Genomic DNA, 18,122 nt, shown 5'->3' with positions numbered 1-18,122 from the left:
TTGGCTGCCAAGAAAAAACCTGCACCCAAGCGCGGCGCCAGCCGCTACCAGGCTCCGGCGAAGAAACCGATTCCGGGCTGGCTGTGGATGGCCATCGGCCTGGCGGTCGGCGCGTTTGTGGTGATCCTGATGAAGCTGGAGCCGGGCAAAGGCGATGACGTAAAACGCGTCAAGCAAGAGCAGCAGAAGGCCACGAAAATAGCCGAAGCCAACAAGACTGCGCCGAGCCCGACCGTACCGGTGAAGCCTAAGTACGACTTCTACACGCTGCTGCCGGAATCGGAAGTGATCGTGCCGCCCGACGCCGTGCCGGAGAAAACCCTGCCGACGCCACAAGTGCCGACCACACCGGTCACGCCTGCGGAAGCGGCGAAGATCGACACGGCGCGCGCCCAGGCCGCGTTGGCGGGTATCACCCCGCCCCCGCCGCCACCGGTAGCAACCACCAAGGCAGCGCCGGTGACCAAGTTCTTCCTGCAAGCGGGCTCGTTCCCGAAACAGGCAGATGCGGACCGCGTACGCGCACAGATCATTCTGTTGGGCCAGGCGGTGACGGTGGAATCCGGCACGGTGAAGGATGCGACTTGGTATCGCGTGCTGGTAGGCCCATTCAGCAACCGTGAGCAGCTGACCGTTGCGCAAAAGCAATTGGCCGGCGCCGGGTTTAGCAACCTGTTGTTACAACAACGCCAGAGCCGCTGATCAGGCTCAACGCCGATCAACCTGTGGGAGGGGCTTGCCCCCGATAGCAGTGGGTCAGCCAAGATTGCATTGACTGACATACCGCTATCGGGGGCACGCCCTCTCCCACATTTGGTTTCGTGGTGTTCTCGCAAATGCGTAAGACCGATAAACGCCACTCGTCCGCCACGTCCCCCTACGGTTGAAATCCCCCTCGTCACCCCCATATGAGTTTCCATCAGGGCATTTTCGCCCCGCTGCGTGGAGACTCTCCCCTTGACCACCATCGTTTCAGTACGTCGCCACGGCAAAGTCGTCATGGGCGGCGACGGCCAGGTTTCCCTTGGCAACACCGTGATGAAAGGCAACGCCAAAAAGGTCCGTCGCCTGTACCACGGCCAGGTTCTCGCAGGCTTTGCCGGCGCTACCGCCGACGCCTTCACCCTCTTCGAACGTTTCGAGGGGCAGTTGGAAAAACACCAGGGCCACCTCGTACGCGCCGCTGTCGAACTCGCCAAAGAATGGCGCACCGACCGCTCCCTCAGCCGTCTGGAAGCCATGCTGGCCGTTGCCAACAAAGATGCTTCCCTGATCATCACCGGTAACGGCGATGTAGTCGAACCTGAACATGGCCTGATCGCCATGGGTTCCGGCGGTGGCTATGCCCAGGCGGCAGCCAGCGCACTCTTGAAGAAAACCGACCTGTCGGCCCGGGAAATCGTCGAAACCGCCCTGGGTATCGCCGGCGATATCTGCGTGTTCACCAACCACAACCAGACCATTGAGGAGCAGGACCTCGCCGAGTAAGCCGCAGGCTTATTTGCGCTTGAGGCCGCCAAACACTATGTCCATGACTCCCCGCGAAATCGTCCATGAACTCAACCGCCATATCATCGGCCAGGACGATGCCAAGCGCGCCGTTGCCATTGCGCTGCGTAACCGCTGGCGCCGGATGCAACTGCCCGAAGAACTGCGCGTTGAAGTAACGCCCAAGAACATCCTGATGATCGGCCCGACCGGCGTCGGTAAAACCGAGATTGCCCGTCGCCTGGCCAAATTAGCCAATGCCCCCTTCATCAAGGTCGAAGCCACCAAATTCACCGAAGTGGGCTATGTGGGCCGCGACGTCGAGTCGATCATCCGTGATTTGGCCGACGCTGCCTTGAAGCTGCTGCGCGAGCAGGAGATGACCAAGGTCAGCCACCGTGCCGAAGATGCCGCCGAAGAGCGCATCCTCGACGCCCTGCTGCCACCGGCACGCATGGGCTTCAACGAAGACGCCGCACCGGCCTCCGACTCCAACACCCGCCAGCTGTTCCGCAAGCGCCTGCGTGAAGGCCAACTGGACGACAAGGAAATCGAGATCGAAGTCGCCGAGATTTCCGGCGTCGACATTTCCGCCCCGCCCGGCATGGAAGAAATGACCAGCCAGTTGCAGAACCTGTTCGCCAACATGGGCAAGGGCAAGAAGAAAAGCCGCAAGCTCAAGGTGAAGGAAGCCCTGAAACTGGTGCGCGATGAAGAAGCCGGGCGCCTGGTGAATGAGGAAGAACTCAAGGCCAAGGCCCTGGAAGCCGTCGAGCAGCACGGTATCGTGTTTATCGACGAGATCGATAAGGTGGCCAAGCGCGGCAACGCCGGCGGCGTCGATGTATCCCGCGAAGGTGTACAACGCGACCTGCTGCCGCTGATCGAAGGCTGCACCGTGAACACCAAGCTGGGTATGGTCAAGACCGACCACATCCTGTTTATCGCCTCCGGTGCTTTCCACCTGAGCAAGCCCAGCGACCTGGTGCCGGAGCTGCAAGGCCGCCTGCCGATTCGCGTGGAACTCAAGGCACTGACGCCGGGTGACTTCGAGCGCATTCTCAGCGAACCGCATGCCTCGCTCACCGAGCAGTACCGTGAGCTGCTGAAAACCGAGGGCCTGGGTATCGAGTTCCAGCCGGACGGCATCAAGCGCCTGGCCGAAATCGCCTGGCAGGTCAACGAGAAAACCGAGAACATCGGTGCGCGTCGCCTGCATACCTTACTGGAGCGCTTGCTGGAAGAAGTGTCCTTCAGTGCTGGCGACCTGGCCGGTGCGCAGAATGGCGAAGTGATCAAGATCGACGCCGACTACGTCAACAGCCACTTGGGCGAACTGGCGCAGAACGAAGACTTGTCGCGCTACATTCTGTAGGGCTAAGTTGTAAGCAGTAAGCTACAAGCGGCAAGTTGATCGCATTTAACTTGCCGCTTGAAGCTTGAAGCTTGCAGCCTACCGCCCAGGTCTCCCCCAATGTCGAAATTTCCCACCGCTGTAAATCTCCACAAAACCTCCAACACCCTCGGCCTCACCTATGGGCTCGACGAGGTGTACCAACTTCCCGCCGAACTGCTGCGTACCCACTCACCTTCCGCGGAGGTCCAGGGTCACGGCAAACCCATCCTGCAATTCGGCAAACTCAACGTGCGCTTGATCAAGGTGGAACCGGCCGGGCAATACGCACTGAAATTGACCTTCGACGACGGTCATGACAGCGGATTGTTCACCTGGGACTACCTCTACCAGTTGGCCGTGCGTCAGGACGCGCTGTGGGCCGACTATCTCGCCGAGCTCAAGGCAGCCGGAAAAACCCGCGACCCCAGTGAGTCTGTCGTGCGGCTGATGCTCTAGCTCAGGCCTCCGGTGCTTTAGAGAGCATTTTCTAATTTCATCTGCTTGAATGCCCTGTCTCGTGGTCAACGATTGGCCCGCTTGCGAAAAAAATTAAACTCGGGTAACCAATGGAACTGGCAAGTTCCCTGCATTTGACGATGCGGTATCAACGGTCACCCGAGTCGCGTACCTGGCTTGTGTTGTGTATCGAAACCTGGTGCACAGCGGTACCCGGTACTCGTCTTTCGGACAATGGAGCGTCGTAGATGAGTAACAAGAACAACGATGACTTGAAACGCCAAGCCTCGGAAAACACCTTGGGGCTGAACCCGATCATCGCGTTACGCAAAAAGGATTTATTGGCCTCGGCGAAGATGGTACTGACCCAAGCCATCAAGCAACCGTTGCACAGCGTCAAACACGTCGCCCACTTCGGCGTTGAATTGAAAAACGTGATGTTCGGCAAATCCCAGTTGGTGCCCGAGAGCGATGACCGTCGCTTCAACGACCCGGCCTGGAGCCAGAACCCGCTCTATAAACGCTACCTGCAAACCTACCTGGCATGGCGCAAGGAACTGCACGACTGGATCGGCGACAGCAACCTCTCCGAACAGGACATCAGCCGCGGCCACTTCGTGATCAACCTGATGACCGAAGCCATGGCCCCCACCAACAGCGCGGCCAACCCGGCGGCGGTCAAACGCTTTTTTGAAACCGGTGGCAAAAGCCTGCTCGATGGCCTTTCCCATCTTGCCAAAGACCTGGTGCACAACGGCGGCATGCCGAGCCAGGTCAACATGGGCGCTTTCGAAGTAGGCAAGACCCTGGGCACCAGCGAAGGCGCGGTGGTGTTTCGCAACGACGTGCTGGAGCTGATCCAGTACAAACCGATCACCGAGCAGGTGCACGAGCGCCCTCTATTGGTGGTGCCGCCGCAGATCAACAAATTCTATGTCTTTGACTTGAGCCCGGATAAGAGCCTGGCGCGCTTTTGCCTGCGCAATGGCCAGCAAACGTTCATTGTCAGTTGGCGCAACCCGACCAAGGCCCAGCGCGAATGGGGCCTGTCCACTTACATTGAGGCGCTCAAGGAGGCGGTGGATGTGGTCACGGCGATCACCGGCAGCAAGGACGTCAACATGCTTGGCGCCTGCTCCGGCGGCATCACCTGCACGGCCTTGCTCGGCCATTACGCGGCGCTGGGGGAAAAGAAGGTCAACGCCCTGACCCTGTTGGTGAGCGTGCTGGACACCGCCCTGGACACCCAGGTGGCACTGTTCGTAGATGAACAGACGCTGGAGGCGGCCAAGCGCCACTCCTATCAGGCCGGCGTACTGGAAGGCCGCGACATGGCCAAGGTGTTCGCCTGGATGCGCCCCAACGACCTGATCTGGAATTATTGGGTCAACAACTACCTGCTCGGCAATGAACCACCGGTGTTCGATATTCTGTTCTGGAACAACGACACCACGCGCTTACCGGCCGCTTTCCACGGCGACCTGATCGAACTGTTCAAGAACAACCCGCTGGTGCGTGCCAACGCCCTGGAAGTGTGCGGCACGCCGATTGACCTCAAGCAGGTCACCGCGGATATCTACTCATTGGCCGGCACCAACGACCACATCACGCCGTGGCAGTCATGCTACAGGTCGGCGCAGCTGTTTGGTGGCAAGGTGGAGTTTGTGCTGTCCAGCAGCGGGCATATCCAGAGCATTCTCAACCCGCCGGGCAACCCCAAGGCCCGCTACCAGACCAGCGACAGTCTGACCGGCAAGGCCCTGGACTGGCAGGAGAATGCCACCAAGCACACCGACTCCTGGTGGTTGCATTGGCAGGGTTGGTTGGCGGAGCGAGCGGGCAAGCTGAAGAAAGCGCCTGCGAGCTTGGGTAACAAGACTTACGCGGCGGCGGAAGCTGCGCCGGGCACTTATGTACATGAACGCTAGATTGAAATGAGATCGAATGTGGAGGGGGCTAGCTCCCGATTACAGGGGATCAGCCGATGGATCGGGTGACTGATACACCGCCTTCGGGAGCCAGCCCCCTCCCTCGTTTGGCCTGCATTCCAACCGTCATACCTCACAGGGCTTGAGCATGCCGCAACCGTTCATCTTCCGTACCATCGACCTGGATGGCCAGACTATCCGCACGGCGGTACGCCCGGGCAAGCCTCACTTGACGCCGCTGCTGATCTTCAATGGCATCGGCGCCAACCTTGAGCTGGTATTTCCGTTCGCCCAGGCGCTGGACCCGGACCTGGAAGTGATCGCCTTCGACGTGCCGGGCGTGGGTGGGTCGTCGACGCCCAGCGTACCCTATCGTTTTCCCGGCCTGGCCAAGCTCACCGCGCGCATGCTCGATTATCTCGACTACGGCCAGGTCAATGTGGTGGGTGTGTCCTGGGGCGGTGCACTGGCGCAACAATTTGCCTATGACTACCCGGAGCGCTGCAAGAAACTGATCCTGGCGGCGACGGCGGCGGGCGCGGTAATGGTACCGGGCAAGCCAAAAGTGCTGTGGCTGATGGCCAGCCCCCGCCGTTATATCCAGCCATCCCATGTGGTACGCATTGCGCCAATGATTTATGGCGGCTCGTTCCGCCGCGATTCCAAACTGGCCGCCGAACACGCCAGCAAAGTGCGCTCGGCCGGCAAGCTGGGTTACTACTGGCAACTGTTTGCCGGGCTGGGCTGGACCAGCATCCACTGGCTGCACAAGATCCGCCAGCCGACCCTGGTGCTGGCGGGGGACGACGACCCGCTGATCCCGCTGATCAATATGCGCCTGCTGGCCTGGCGCATCCCCAACGCACAGTTGCACATCATCGATGACGGCCACCTGTTTCTGATCACTCGGGCGGAAGCGGTGGCGCCGATCATCATGAAGTTTCTCGAGGAGGAGCGCCTGCGGGCTGTGATTCACCCGCGCCCCGCGGTGTAAGGACCACACCGCCGCGCAACTTCCCAGGAACCGACTATGGTTCTGAATTGGCGTGCCAGCTTGATGACTTGACCAAGGAGTGTTGGCTCATGCGAGAAAGACCCGTGACGAACCCGGCGCCCACCCCCGCTGCGTTCATTAATGCGCAAAACGCGATCACCGGTCTCAGGGGACGAGACCTGCTGTCGACCCTACGCAGCGTGGCCACCCACAGCTTGCGCAACCCGATACATACCGCCCGTCATGCCCTGGCATTGAGCGGTCAGTTGGGGCGCGTGCTGCTGGGCGAAACCGTGCACGAGCCCAACCCCAACGACAGCCGCTTCATCGACCCCACATGGAAGCTCAACCCCCTCTACCGGCGCGGCTTGCAAGCCTATCTGAGCTGGCAGCAGCAGACCCGCCACTGGATCGATGACAGCCACTTGAGTGCCGATGACCGCGCCCGTGCGCACTTCGCCTTCTCCTTGCTCAATGACGCCATTTCACCCTCCAATACCCTGCTCAACCCACTGGCCATCAAGGAGCTGCTGAACTCCGGTGGCAACAGCGTGGTGCGCGGTGTGAGCAACCTGTTCGAAGACCTGCTGCACAACAACGGCCTGCCGCGCCAGGTGAGCAAGCACGCCTTCGAGGTGGGCAAGACGGTAGCCACCACGCCGGGCTCGGTGGTGTTTCGCAATGAGCTGCTGGAGCTGATCCAGTACAAGCCCATGAGCGAAAAACAGTACGCCAAGCCGCTGCTGATCGTGCCGCCGCAAATCAACAAGTACTACATTTTCGATTTGAGCCCCACCAACAGCTTTGTGCAATACGCCCTGAAGAACAGCCTGCAGACGTTCATGATCAGCTGGCGCAACCCGGATGTGCGCCATCGCGAATGGGGCCTGTCCACTTACGTTGCGGCACTGGAGGAAGCGCTCAATGTATGCCGGGCGATCACCGGGGCCCGGGAGGTCAACCTGATGGGTGCCTGCGCCGGTGGCCTGACCATTGCGGCCCTGCAAGGCCACTTGCAAGCCAAGCGCCAGCTACGGCGCATCTCCAGCGCCACTTATCTGGTCAGCCTGCTCGACAGCCAGATCGACAGCCCCGCCACCCTGTTTGTCGATGAGCAAACCCTGGAGGCCGCCAAACGCCACTCCTACCAGCAGGGCGTGCTGGACGGTCGCGACATGGCCAAGGTGTTCGCCTGGATGCGCCCCAATGACCTGATCTGGAATTACTGGATCAACAACTACCTGCTGGGCAAAGAGCCACCGGCCTTCGACATCCTGTACTGGAACAACGACAACACGCGCCTGCCTGCCGCGCTGCATGGCGACCTGCTGGATTTCTTCAAGCACAACCCGTTGAGCCACCCCGGCGGCCTGGAAGTGTGCGGCACGCCGATCGACCTGCAAAAGGTCACGGTGGACAGCTTCAGCGTCGCCGGGATCAACGACCACATCACGCCGTGGGACGCGGTGTACCGCTCCACCCAATTACTTGGCGGCGAGCGACGCTTCGTGCTGTCCAACAGCGGGCATATCCAGAGCATCCTCAACCCGCCGGGCAACCCCAAGGCCAACTACGTCGAGAACGCCAAGCTGAGCAGCGATCCACGCGCCTGGTACTACGACGCCAAACACGTCGAAGGCAGTTGGTGGCCGCAATGGCTGGAGTGGATTGCGCAGCGTTCGGGCGTGCTACGCGAAACCCTAACTGCCCTGGGCAACCAGAATTACCCACCGATGGAAGCGGCGCCAGGCACTTATGTGCGGGTGCGCTGAGCTCAACGAACTCATTTAAGAAGACTGGATGAAGACCCGCGACCGTATCCTTGAATGTGCCCTGCAATTGTTCAACCGCAAGGGCGAGCCCAACGTGTCGACCATGGAGGTGGCCAATGAGATGGGGATCAGTCCCGGCAACCTCTACTACCACTTCCATGGCAAGGAGCCGCTGGTACTCGGGCTGTTTGAGCGCTTTCAGTGTGAGCTGGCACCCTTGCTCGATCCACCCGCGAACGCGCAACTGGAGGCCGAAGATTATTGGTTGTTCCTGCACCTGATCGTCGAGCGTATGGCCCACTACCGCTTTCTGTTCCAGGACCTGTCGAACCTCGCCGGGCGCCTGCCGAAACTGGCCAAGGGCATTCGCACCCTGCTGACGGCACTCAAGCGCACCTTGGCTTCACTGCTGGCACGGTTGAAAGCCGCGGGGCAGTTGGTCAGCAGTACCCAGGCCCTGGGCCAGTTGGTGGAACAGATCACCCTGACCCTGTTGTTTTCCCTGGATTACCAGAGGGTTCTCGATCGTGAAGGTGAAGTTCAGGTGGTGGTCTACCAAATCATGATGCTGGTGGCGCCACACCTGTTGGCACCGGCCCGCCTGGCGACAGAACAGTTCGCCCTGCGTTACCTGGATAACCCGGGCTGAGGCCCTGCAGTCTGCCGCCTGCCTATTCCGGCTTGCCAAACTGTTGAGTGAACTTGAAAAGCTCGCTATCGGTCTTGATGCCCAGCTTTCGATAGGCCGATTGTTTTTGCGTACTGATAGTACTGGCGCTGCGCGAGAACTTTGCCGCAATTGAACTCACCGACATGCCATCGAGAAAGCACCGCAGTACCTCCTGTTCTTTGGGTGTAAGGCTGGTGTTGGTGGGTAACGAACCGCCCCCACCCAACGTTGACTGTATGTCTGCGCCATTAAAGACATGTTGGGTGCCCTGCTGTTCCGGCAACATACAGGGCTGCAGGTAAATGCGCCCCTGTGCGACTGTTCGAATAGCCGCAATCAACTCCGTCAACTTCTGGGTTTTGCCCAATACCCCCCAACTTCCTGCCTTCAACGCCATTAACACCGTTGCCGGTGTGTAGTGGGACGACAGGACGATAGGTTTGCACTGTTTGAAACGTCGACTCAGCGTCTGTATCAGACTGAGGCCATCAATGTCTGAAGGCCCCAGGATAAAATCCATCACGACCACATCGGCAGATCGCAGGGCAAGCGCCTCCAATAATGCCTTGCCTGTCCCGAAGGAACCGATGACCTCAAGGTCGGCCTCCTTGCCCAGACCCAGCTCGATCCCTTGTCTAACCATCTCATGATCATCAAGCAACATGATGGTGTGCGTACTGGAAGTTGAAGTAGGCATCGAAAAACCCGATCTTGTGAGTACCGCTAATTACAAAAACTTGCCGATCATTAGTAGCACGGTATATCCCAGCCGCTCGGGAGGATCAATCAATAACAACAATAAGGATTCCTCTTACATCTCGAACTTACAGCGCAATCTTACACGCCATAGTCAATACAACTATTTGGATTCTAAATACAAAATTTCGAACAATCACGAGACCAATATCGTTACTTCTCTATAGGCAGCATCAACGGTCCCAGCCGATTATCTGTGTGCCTCGTCAACTTGCAGCGCTTTAAACAATTGACAAGCCTGCGAGGCATATCCCAGACAAATCACGCTTGGAAATACTATGAAATTCAATGCTCTCTCCACCGTTGCAACAGCCCTTGCATTGGCTGCCGCCGTATCGCAAACCGCACATGCAGCCAATGACGGCACCATCAACTTCACCGGGCTGGTGAACGATACGACCTGCACCATCGAAGGCGCGGCGCCGGGTACCGGTGCAGTGGTCAAGGACGTGAACCTGGGTGGTGTTTCTGCGGCGCGCCTGGCACGACCCGGTGATCGTGCCAACCTGACCGGCTTCACCATCCGGATTGGCGCGCCAGGCGAAGGCAGCTGCACCAATGGCCGCACCGCCATGGTCGCGTTCGACCCCACCAGCCCGGCCATTGACGTGGCGACCGGGCGCCTGAACATCGATGGCTATGACAACCCTGATGACACCGCCAACGCCAAGAACGTCCAGGTTGAAGTGACTAACCGTAACGGCACTCCGATCAACGTCTACACCGAAAAATCGGAGGGCGTAGTCATCGCCGACAACCAGGCCGTCATCCCACTGGCCGCGCAAATGTACGCCACGGCACCTGCCACCGAAGGTACGGTCAAGACGCGCGTCGGCTTTATGGTCGTGTACGCCGATTAAGGAGCACCACGCCTTGTAGGTAACGGACCTGCAGCGGCCCTGCAGGTCCCACCCTTGATTCGAAGAGACCTTGGACATGAAAACAATGGCTCGCCTCGCGCTGGCCACCTGTGCTGTTGGGTTGTTATCGCTGCAAGCGATTCCCGCCCATGCAGGGGTGATTATTTATGGCACTCGCGTGATCTTCCCTGCCGAACAGCAGGAAGTCGTCGTGCGTCTGGAAAACAAAGGCGACCGCCCGGCGCTGGTGCAGACCTGGCTGGACACGGGTGATCTGCGCTCGACACCGGCGACGGCACAAACACCGTTCACCTTGTCACCACCGATCTTTCGCATCGAGCCTCATCAACAGCAGGCATTGCGCCTGCGCTACTCCGGCGAAACACCGCCCACCGACCGCGAAAGCCTGTACTGGCTGAACGTACTGGAAGTGCCCCCGGTGGCTACCGGTGCCGAGCAAAACAACCAGATCGAACTGGCGTTCCGTACGCGCTTGCGCGTGTTCCTGCGCCCCCAGTCATTACCCTATCCGGTGGGGAGCGCCCCGGCAAAACTGCAATGGAAACTGGTGCCCCGGGATCAGGGCTACGCGCTGCAGGCGACCAACCCGACTCCGTACCATATTTCCCTGACCACCGTTGACTTGCTCAGTGAAGGTAAACGCTTCAGCAAAGCGCCGAACCAGGAGGCCAACGATGGCCTGCTGATGCCGGCCGGCGACGTGAAACTGTTCGCCCTGCCAGAACTGCGCGATCCCCCCCGTGGCGCCTCCAAGGTCGAGTTCACGACCGTCAGCGACTTCGGTGCCCGAGTGCGCCATTCGGCAAACCTTGCCTCTTCAACCACCCGATGACCTCCCATGAACGCAACCTCTATTTCATATCGGCTTTTCAATCTGATGGCCTTGGCATTCGCGCTGTTCGGCGGCGCCATCGCGCATGCCAGCGTTGTCATCAACAACACCCGGATCATTTACCCGCAGAACGACAAAGAGGTGACGGTCAGGCTTGAAAGCAAAAACCAGTCACCGGTATTGATACAGGCATGGTTGGACAACGGCGACGAACACTCCACACCGGATCTTGCCGGAGTTCCGTTTATCGCCACGCCGCCGATCTTCCGCATGGAACCCGGAAAGCAGCAGGTTGTTCGCCTGGCATACACCGGCGAAAGCTTGCCGTCGAAACAGGAAAGCCTGTTCTGGTTCAACCTGCTGGAAGTGCCCGCACAGGCGCAAGACGCTCAGCAGGCCAATCAGCTACAGCTCGCCTTCCGCTCGCGGATCAAGCTGTTTTTTCGCCCGCCGAACCTGCCTTATGGGGTTGAGGCTGCGCCGGGGAAACTGCAATGGCGGCGTGAATCCACCGAGCAGGGGCAAGTCCTGGAAGTCTACAACCCCACCCCCTATCACGTGACGTTCGAGGACATCGACGTGCTGGAGTCAAAGCTGCGTCATGCACGCAAGACCGCGGCATCCAGCACCGAGAACATGGTGGCCCCGGGTGGTCGTAACCGCTTTGAAGTACCCAGCCTCAAGTCACCGCCGGGCAGCGCAACCACTGTGGAATTCCAGACGCTCGACGACTTTGGAGTGAAGACATCTCACCGCGCCAGGATTTCGATGTGAGCGACGTGGTCTGCCGAGCACCGTAGCTTCCCGCCCCCGTTACTCACCTCACTGAACACACCCGTTTGATGCCCATTTTTCAGGGCAGGGCTTCGCTTTGCCCGAATTCGGACAGCACCTTTTTTTTGGAAATGGTAAACATGAGTTTGAATACGCCTGTCAGCGTAAGACACTGGCCCCTGACACGTCATCGGTTGACGCATACGGCGCGTTGCCTGTTACTGCTGAGCGGTGCTCATGCCATCGAGGCCCACGCGGTCGAGAATGTCGAGTTCAACCCGGCCTTCTTTCCGGACGGTACGGGCGGCCAACAGGTCGATATTTCAAAATTCAGCCGGGGCAATGTCGTACTCCCCGGCAGCTACCGCACCGATGTCTACCTCAACGGCCAGTGGATAGGGCGCGAAACCGTGGCCTTCGTCGCCGTCAAGGGCCAGGACTCTGCACAGATGTGCCTGGAGCGAGACGCGCTGCTCAGGTTTGGTGTCGACCTGGATGCGCCTCAGAAACAACCCGCCGAGGCCGGTCGAACGCCCATCCCCGCGTTTGCCGCGTGCGCCGAGATGTCCACCTACCTGCCAGGCAGCACCAGCCAATTCGACTCGGGCGAAAACCGCCTGACGCTGCAGGTTCCGCAGATCTACCTGGCGCGCAAAGCGCGTGGCTATGTTGACCCCAAGCACTGGGATGGCGGGGTCGATGCAGCCTTCGCACGCTACAACGTCAACACCTTTGCCACCCGCACCCAAGGCCGCTCGCTCAACTCTCATTATCTGGGCCTGAACACCGGGCTCAATCTGGGTGACTGGCATTGGCGCCACAATGGCAGCTTCAGCCAGACCGACGCCGCATCAGGCTATCAAAGCAGCAGCACCTACGTGCAACGCGAACTGCCCCTACTGCGCTCACAACTGATGCTGGGCGAGATCTACACCCCAGGGGAGCTGTTCGACAGCGTACGCCTGCGCGGCGCCAGCCTGTTCAGCGATGACCGAATGCTGCCGGACTCCCTGGCCGGCTTTGCGCCCGTCGTACGGGGCATCGCCCAGACCAATGCCCGAGTCACCGTGCGCCAACGTGGCGTGCTGCTGGATGAAGTGTCTGTGGCGCCCGGTCCATTTGTCCTCAACGACCTGTTTCCTACAGGTTATGGCGGCGACTTGACCGTTACGGTGACTGAAGCCGACGGCCGTCAGCGCGAATTCATCGTGCCATTCGCCGCCAACGCCAACCTGCTGAGGACGGGCCATACCCGCTACTCGCTGAGTGTCGGCCAGTTGGACGAAATCGGGCTGCACCATCCACCTGTTCTGGCGCAGGCGACCTACCAGAACGGGCTCAACAACCTGCTCACTGCCTACATGGGCGCGGTAGTGAGCGAGGACTATCTGTCGCAACTGCTGGGTGCGGCGTTCAATACCCCGGTCGGAGCCCTGTCTCTTGACCTGACCACCTCGAGAGCGGCCCTGCCGGGTCACGAACCGCGTGGCGGACAAAGCCTGCAGTTACGCTACAGCAAGAACTTCACCGACACCGGTACGCACTTTGCCCTCGGTGCCTACCGTTATTCCACGGAAGGTTTCCTGAGCATCGCGGACGCGGCACGGGTCCGCGACCTGGCCATCGACGGGCGCAGCCTGGACAACCTGTCGCGCCTGCGTGACAGGATGGACATCAGCCTTAACCAGAGCCTGGGCAACGGCTCGGTGTACTTGACCGGTTCTTCACAAAACTACTGGAATCGCGCAAGCGGCAACCTGACCTTCACCGCCGGCTACACCAGTAGCTGGAAGGGCATGCACTACACCGTCAGTGCCCAGCGCACCAAGGATCTGCTGAGTGACCGGGTCGATAAACAACTGGAGCTGACCGTGAGCATGCCGTTGGGCAGCGACGCGCGGTCACCGACCCTGACCAGCACGGCCTTTCGCGGCAATCAAAGCAGCGGCGAGCGCGTGAACCTTGGCGGCACACTGGGCGAACGCAGTGAATTCACCTATGGGGTGGGAGGCAGTCGTACGCAAGGCAGCGGTAACTCCGTGACCGCCGACGTCAAGTACCAGGCCAGTCATGGCGTGCTGTCCGCAGGGTATGGCCAGAGCAACACCTACCGCGCCATGTCATTTGGCATGACCGGTGGCGTTGTCGCCCACGCTGACGACGTGACCTTTGCCCCGGAGCTGGGCGACACCATCGGCATCGTCCAGGCGCCGGATGCCCAAGGTGCAAGGGTCAATGGCAACCACGGTGCACAGGTCGGCAAGCGTGGTTTTGCCGTAGTGCCCCACCTCACGCCGTATCGCCAGAACGTGGTCGAGCTGGACCCCAAGGACCTGTCGGTCGACGTGGAACTCAAGACCGCCGCGCAAAATGTGGCGCCCCGTGCAGGCTCGGTGGTGAAGCTGCAGTTCGACACAGTCAGCGGCCAAGCCGTGCTGATCACGGCACTGCGCGAGGATGGCAGCCTGCTGCCGTTCGGGTCGGATGTGTTCGATGAAGACGGAGCAAGCGTGGGGATCGTCGGCCAGGGCGGCAAGGCGTTCGTACGCGTGCCGCGTGACCAGGGGCTTTTGACCGTCAAGTGGGGTAGCCATGACGACGCGTCTTGCCGGCTGCACTACGGCCTGGGCAAAGCGCCGGGAACGAAAGGTGCCCAGCGCTTGCGCCATCTGGACGCCGGCACTTGCACAGCCAGGACAAGCGATTGATACCGCGAGCGCGCGCATCGCGCCCAACCCCCTATTTCTGACTAAGGGACTGACGATGAAACACCCTATCCTGCTCGTTTCGGCACTGCTGGCCCTTGGCATACCGGTCGCCGCCCAGGCGAACTGCGACAGATTCCAGAATGATACGTTTACCTTGAATCTGCCGGCGACGATCACTGTACCGGACAGCCTCCCGGTAGGAAGCGTCATCACTAGCGTGGCGTTCAACGGCACGGCTCCCGACTACTTTGCGCAGTGCAGTGTTGCTACCCATAGCGGGGTCTGGGGTCGATATACCCGACTGCAACACCCAGGGACCGAGGCCTACCACACGGAGGTTCCAGGTGTAGGCCTGCGGATCACGATGACGTGGGCCGGCGGTGGCGGCCCGACAGCCTTTGCACTGTATGACCAAGGTTACCAACAGGTTTACGGCAAGATACCCAGCTTCACCTCAGCGCAAGCCACCTTCTACAAAATCGGACCGGTGACGACAGGGACAATACCCAGTGGAAGATTCTGGGAAAAGCACTGGGTTATCACTCCAGAGCGCTTTCAACTGCAGCTCGGCAGCCCGGTCCGCTTTGTCAGGCCTGCCGCCACCTGCGACCTGGCTGCCGGTGACGTCAACCGCACCATCACGCTCCCGCCCATCCAAGTCAGTGCCTTGAAAGACGAGGTCTACGCGGGCGCAAAAGACTTCGATCTGACAGCCAACTGCACCGATGCAGCCAGCGTCACCTTCAGCATCACCGGCACTCCCGCCTCAGGGAACGACGCGCTGTTCGCCAACACCGGCACCGCCGCCGGTGTAGCGCTGTGGCTGTACTCACGCATCAACGGCGTACCCCAGACCATCAGCAACAACGGCACGCGCACGCTGGTGGTTTCCGGCAATCGCGCCATCCTGCCGCTCAGCGCGGCTTATCACAAAAACGGCACGGTCAGCTCAGGCACGCTCGCCAGTACTGCCACCGTCAACATTACCTATAACTGAAACAACAAGGACTACCTGATGAGCTTTCGAATCCTGCCTTTAGCGCTGGTAATGACCGCGGGCCTGGCCGCCAGCACGGTACACGCCGCGACCACTGGCATCCTTAACTTCAAGGGCCAGGTCGACGCGGGTACCTGCAACCTGGCCGCTGGCGATGTGAACCGCACCATTACCCTGCCAACAGTCAAAGTATCTGACTTTGATTCGGTCAATTTCACAGGGGAGCATGACTTTGAGATTTCCGCCGACTGCGAATCGGACATCCGCAATGTGATTTTCCTGTTTGCCGGCACCGTCTCCACGGGCAACGGGCTGTTATTTGCCAACGCCGGCACCTCCGCGGGGACAGCCCTCTGGCTGGCGCATCGCACCTCCACTCTTGCAACGATCCCCGCCAATGGCACGCCCGCCCAACGTAGCCGAACGGTGCCGACCAGCGACAACAAGGCGGTTCTGCCGCTTCGGGCCGCCTACCATAAAACCGGCGCAGCGATCAGCCAAGGCAGCCTGGTCAGCGCCGTTACCGTGTCCATCACTTACAACTGACGAGTGCCTGAGCGCGCAAAAAAAATGCCCGGCCTTCGCAGGCCGGGCATTTTTGTCCCGGTTAAATCAGGACTGACTGGATGGCGTCGGGGTGGCCGGCGTTGCAGTCGCAGTATTGGCAGCAGACGCCGGTGCGGAAACCGAGTTGGCTGTGGAGGCGGTTGAAGCAGACGCGGTGGCAGGCTTGGCCGCAACAGCTGGCTTCGGTGCCACAGGCTTCTTAGCAGTTGCTGGCTTTTTAGCGGCGGCTGGTTTTGCCGCTGGCTTGGCAGCTGGTTTAGTGGCGGCCGGCTTAGCGGCTGGTTTGGCAGCCGCGGTTTTAGCAACAGGCTTGGCGGCCGGTTTGGCAGCAGGTTTAGCGGCGGCGGTTTTGGCGGCGGGCTTGGCAGCGGCTTTGGCGGCCACTGGTTTAGCAGCAGGCTTGGCCGCAGGTTTAGCGGCGGCGGTTTTGGCGGCTGGTTTGGCAGCGGCTTTTACCGGAGCCTTGGCTGCAGGCTTGGCGGCGGCTTTTGCCAGCGGCTTGGCAGCCGTTTTCGCGGCAGGCTTGGCAGCTGCGGTTTTAGCAACAGGCTTGGCTGCCGGTTTGGCGGCTGCGGTTTTCGCCGGAGCCACTTTCGCGCCGGTGAGCTTTTCGATTTGCTTGGTCAACGTGTCGACCTTGCTGTGCAGCGTCTTCAGCTCAGCCTTGCTGGGTACGCCCAATCGAGAAATTGCACTGTTCAGACGCTTGTCGAACGACTCTTCCAACTTGCCCCAGGTATCAGAAATACTGGACTTGGCGGAGCCGGCGCTGGCCTTGGCCGCCTCGACTTTCTTGCCCACGGTGGTCTTGGTCAACTTCTCGGCTTTCTCGCCATCTTTAACCAAGGTCTCGAAGTATTTACCGCCGTCACTGCTCACCTTCGAGTACACGCCTAAACCAGCAAGCCAGATCTTACGGGAGTATTTTTCAACTTCCCCGATCCACGAGCTGCCATCTTTTTGAGTTTTCTTTTGAACAGCCATCCCGTTGTCTCCTTAATGTTTACGCGCGACACGTTCGAGCAATGCCGTCAGCTCTTCGAGCTTAGCAGAGAGTGTCTCAACGTCATGTTTAGACGCAATGCCGATCCGATTCAAGGCACTTGCAACACGCGTGTCAAAGACTTTTTCAACTTTATCCAGTTGAACTTCTACCAGGCCTTTGACACCTGAGACATTACTCTTGACTTGATCAATCTGACTGTTGGCAGCATCAAGTTGTTCAACCACAACTTTTTTGCCTTTACTTTCAACATGTTGACCAGTCTTAACCAGCTCTTTGAAGTACTCGCCGCCCTCGCTGCCGACCTTGGCATACGCACCAAGACCCGCCAGCCAGATCTTGCGGGCATAGCTTTTAACGTCACTCAGGGCGGTGGACTGTACGTCGTTTTTTTTCTTCAAAATAACTTTGGCCATGGTGCACCTCACGCAAAATAGGGTGGAGGAACAGCCCGCAGGAGTTGAGGGCCTGGGCACAAAGTAGGATGAAAAATTAGAATCGGCACCCTAAGCGCAGAGGATCAAGCCAGCGCCTTATCCAACGCTTTCTCGATTTCGGACTTGATAGTGCCGCTCATGGCCGACATCAACAGGCCCAATTCCACATCAATACGCAGCGAATCATCGGCCACTAATACAGTGCCTTTAACCCCCGAACGCTTGAGGTTCAAGGTATCGCCAGACCATGATGGCTCCAGACCATATTGCTCCTTGAGCTTGTGCGCCAACTTCTCGGCCTTCGCCCGCGCGCCTTCCTTACCCAAGGTGTGTGCACGTTCAACGGTAATACGGGCCATTGCTATGACTCCTCTTTAATAGCGAGTGGAACACCTGCCATGCGGCAAAAGGTCCCGGTGACCGCCTATCTTACCTTCAGCCTTGCCAAGACAAAGCAGGCCAT

General features: G+C 59.6%; 18 protein-coding genes. 14 read left to right on the top strand and 4 right to left on the bottom strand.

Going from position 1 to position 18,122, the window contains the following annotated elements:
- The 8 genes from EXW71_RS24215 to EXW71_RS24180 all read left to right on the top strand — a co-directional run bounded on the left by EXW71_RS24215 (position 1) and on the right by EXW71_RS24180 (position 8,683).
- Positions 1-702 carry an SPOR domain-containing protein gene (locus EXW71_RS24215; RefSeq protein WP_123716218.1) on the top strand — a complete coding sequence of 234 codons (702 nt, stop codon included), beginning with the start codon at positions 1-3 and terminating at the stop codon, positions 700-702.
- A 255-nt stretch (positions 703-957) separates the two neighbouring features.
- The gene (hslV, locus tag EXW71_RS24210) at positions 958-1,488 is read left to right on the top strand and encodes an ATP-dependent protease subunit HslV (protein WP_003171209.1); all 531 of its coding nucleotides are present in this window, start codon (positions 958-960) and stop codon (positions 1,486-1,488) included.
- A gap of 37 nt (positions 1,489-1,525) precedes the next feature.
- Positions 1,526-2,863: an ATP-dependent protease ATPase subunit HslU gene (hslU, locus tag EXW71_RS24205; protein ID WP_134660446.1), complete on the top strand. Its 1,338-nt coding sequence runs from the start codon at positions 1,526-1,528 to the stop codon at positions 2,861-2,863.
- Positions 2,864-2,962: 99 nt separating this feature from the next.
- Positions 2,963-3,340 carry a gamma-butyrobetaine hydroxylase-like domain-containing protein gene (locus EXW71_RS24200; RefSeq protein WP_134660445.1) on the top strand — a complete coding sequence of 126 codons (378 nt, stop codon included), beginning with the start codon at positions 2,963-2,965 and terminating at the stop codon, positions 3,338-3,340.
- A 248-nt stretch (positions 3,341-3,588) separates the two neighbouring features.
- Complete coding sequence (gene phaC / locus EXW71_RS24195; protein WP_123716221.1) at positions 3,589-5,268, top strand: class II poly(R)-hydroxyalkanoic acid synthase; 1,680 nt, start codon at positions 3,589-3,591, stop codon at positions 5,266-5,268.
- A 148-nt stretch (positions 5,269-5,416) separates the two neighbouring features.
- Positions 5,417-6,262 (top strand): poly(3-hydroxyalkanoate) depolymerase, encoded by an 846-nt coding sequence (phaZ, locus tag EXW71_RS24190; RefSeq protein WP_123716222.1) that lies wholly within the window; start codon positions 5,417-5,419, stop codon positions 6,260-6,262.
- A gap of 89 nt (positions 6,263-6,351) precedes the next feature.
- Entirely contained in the window at positions 6,352-8,034 is a 1,683-nt protein-coding gene (phaC, locus tag EXW71_RS24185) for a class II poly(R)-hydroxyalkanoic acid synthase (protein ID WP_134660444.1), read from the top strand.
- A 28-nt stretch (positions 8,035-8,062) separates the two neighbouring features.
- On the top strand, positions 8,063-8,683 hold the full coding sequence (locus EXW71_RS24180) for a TetR/AcrR family transcriptional regulator (protein WP_134660443.1): 621 nt from the start codon (positions 8,063-8,065) through the stop codon (positions 8,681-8,683).
- A 22-nt stretch (positions 8,684-8,705) separates the two neighbouring features.
- Here the strand turns inward: EXW71_RS24180 and EXW71_RS24175 are convergent, their stop codons facing one another.
- The gene (locus tag EXW71_RS24175) at positions 8,706-9,401 is read right to left on the bottom strand and encodes a response regulator transcription factor (RefSeq protein WP_256657110.1); all 696 of its coding nucleotides are present in this window, start codon (positions 9,399-9,401) and stop codon (positions 8,706-8,708) included.
- A 337-nt stretch (positions 9,402-9,738) separates the two neighbouring features.
- Here EXW71_RS24175 and EXW71_RS24170 point away from each other — a divergent pair, with 337 nt between their 5' ends.
- From EXW71_RS24170 to EXW71_RS24145, 6 genes are all read left to right on the top strand, one after another.
- Positions 9,739-10,320 (top strand): fimbrial protein, encoded by a 582-nt coding sequence (locus tag EXW71_RS24170; protein ID WP_123716225.1) that lies wholly within the window; start codon positions 9,739-9,741, stop codon positions 10,318-10,320.
- A 76-nt stretch (positions 10,321-10,396) separates the two neighbouring features.
- A complete protein-coding gene (locus EXW71_RS24165) occupies positions 10,397-11,173 on the top strand; it encodes a molecular chaperone (protein WP_134660442.1) in 777 nt (258 codons plus the stop codon).
- A gap of 45 nt (positions 11,174-11,218) precedes the next feature.
- Positions 11,219-11,947 (top strand): molecular chaperone, encoded by a 729-nt coding sequence (locus EXW71_RS24160; protein WP_256657111.1) that lies wholly within the window; start codon positions 11,219-11,221, stop codon positions 11,945-11,947.
- Positions 11,948-12,087: 140 nt separating this feature from the next.
- Complete coding sequence (locus tag EXW71_RS24155; protein ID WP_134660440.1) at positions 12,088-14,655, top strand: fimbria/pilus outer membrane usher protein; 2,568 nt, start codon at positions 12,088-12,090, stop codon at positions 14,653-14,655.
- A gap of 55 nt (positions 14,656-14,710) precedes the next feature.
- A complete protein-coding gene (locus EXW71_RS24150) occupies positions 14,711-15,652 on the top strand; it encodes a fimbrial protein (RefSeq protein WP_134660439.1) in 942 nt (313 codons plus the stop codon).
- An 18-nt stretch (positions 15,653-15,670) separates the two neighbouring features.
- Complete coding sequence (locus EXW71_RS24145; RefSeq protein WP_123716230.1) at positions 15,671-16,198, top strand: fimbrial protein; 528 nt, start codon at positions 15,671-15,673, stop codon at positions 16,196-16,198.
- 66 nt (positions 16,199-16,264) lie between these two features.
- Here EXW71_RS24145 and EXW71_RS24140 read toward each other — a convergent pair whose 3' ends face one another.
- The 3 genes from EXW71_RS24140 to EXW71_RS24130 all read right to left on the bottom strand — a co-directional run bounded on the left by EXW71_RS24140 (position 16,265) and on the right by EXW71_RS24130 (position 18,018).
- Complete coding sequence (locus EXW71_RS24140) at positions 16,265-17,203, bottom strand: phasin family protein (protein WP_134660438.1); 939 nt, start codon at positions 17,201-17,203, stop codon at positions 16,265-16,267.
- A gap of 12 nt (positions 17,204-17,215) precedes the next feature.
- Positions 17,216-17,638: a phasin family protein gene (locus tag EXW71_RS24135; protein WP_123716232.1), complete on the bottom strand. Its 423-nt coding sequence runs from the start codon at positions 17,636-17,638 to the stop codon at positions 17,216-17,218.
- A gap of 104 nt (positions 17,639-17,742) precedes the next feature.
- On the bottom strand, positions 17,743-18,018 hold the full coding sequence (locus EXW71_RS24130) for a polyhydroxyalkanoic acid system family protein (protein ID WP_071482648.1): 276 nt from the start codon (positions 18,016-18,018) through the stop codon (positions 17,743-17,745).
- Between the last annotated feature and the right edge of the window lie 104 nt (positions 18,019-18,122).

It is taken from the genome of Pseudomonas sp. BCA17 (genome assembly GCF_004519405.1).
Classification (GTDB): Bacteria; Pseudomonadota; Gammaproteobacteria; order Pseudomonadales; family Pseudomonadaceae; genus Aquipseudomonas.
This window is presented reverse-complemented; position numbering and strand designations above follow the sequence as displayed.

Bases quoted from the DNA above. Each gene is read 5' to 3' on its own strand.
- hslU (WP_134660446.1), top strand. From the start codon at position 1,526: ATGTCCATGACTCCCCGCGAAATCGTCCATGAACTCAACCGCCATATC.
- EXW71_RS24200 (WP_134660445.1), top strand. From the start codon at position 2,963: ATGTCGAAATTTCCCACCGCTGTAAATCTCCACAAAACCTCCAACACC.
- phaC (WP_123716221.1), top strand. From the start codon at position 3,589: ATGAGTAACAAGAACAACGATGACTTGAAACGCCAAGCCTCGGAAAAC.
- phaZ (WP_123716222.1), top strand. From the start codon at position 5,417: ATGCCGCAACCGTTCATCTTCCGTACCATCGACCTGGATGGCCAGACT.
- phaC (WP_134660444.1), top strand. From the start codon at position 6,352: ATGCGAGAAAGACCCGTGACGAACCCGGCGCCCACCCCCGCTGCGTTC.
- EXW71_RS24180 (WP_134660443.1), top strand. From the start codon at position 8,063: ATGAAGACCCGCGACCGTATCCTTGAATGTGCCCTGCAATTGTTCAAC.
- EXW71_RS24175 (WP_256657110.1), bottom strand. From the start codon at position 9,401: ATGCCTACTTCAACTTCCAGTACGCACACCATCATGTTGCTTGATGAT.
- EXW71_RS24170 (WP_123716225.1), top strand. From the start codon at position 9,739: ATGAAATTCAATGCTCTCTCCACCGTTGCAACAGCCCTTGCATTGGCT.
- EXW71_RS24165 (WP_134660442.1), top strand. From the start codon at position 10,397: ATGAAAACAATGGCTCGCCTCGCGCTGGCCACCTGTGCTGTTGGGTTG.
- EXW71_RS24160 (WP_256657111.1), top strand. From the start codon at position 11,219: ATGGCCTTGGCATTCGCGCTGTTCGGCGGCGCCATCGCGCATGCCAGC.
- EXW71_RS24155 (WP_134660440.1), top strand. From the start codon at position 12,088: ATGAGTTTGAATACGCCTGTCAGCGTAAGACACTGGCCCCTGACACGT.
- EXW71_RS24150 (WP_134660439.1), top strand. From the start codon at position 14,711: ATGAAACACCCTATCCTGCTCGTTTCGGCACTGCTGGCCCTTGGCATA.
- EXW71_RS24145 (WP_123716230.1), top strand. From the start codon at position 15,671: ATGAGCTTTCGAATCCTGCCTTTAGCGCTGGTAATGACCGCGGGCCTG.
- EXW71_RS24140 (WP_134660438.1), bottom strand. From the start codon at position 17,203: ATGGCTGTTCAAAAGAAAACTCAAAAAGATGGCAGCTCGTGGATCGGG.
- EXW71_RS24135 (WP_123716232.1), bottom strand. From the start codon at position 17,638: ATGGCCAAAGTTATTTTGAAGAAAAAAAACGACGTACAGTCCACCGCC.
- EXW71_RS24130 (WP_071482648.1), bottom strand. From the start codon at position 18,018: ATGGCCCGTATTACCGTTGAACGTGCACACACCTTGGGTAAGGAAGGC.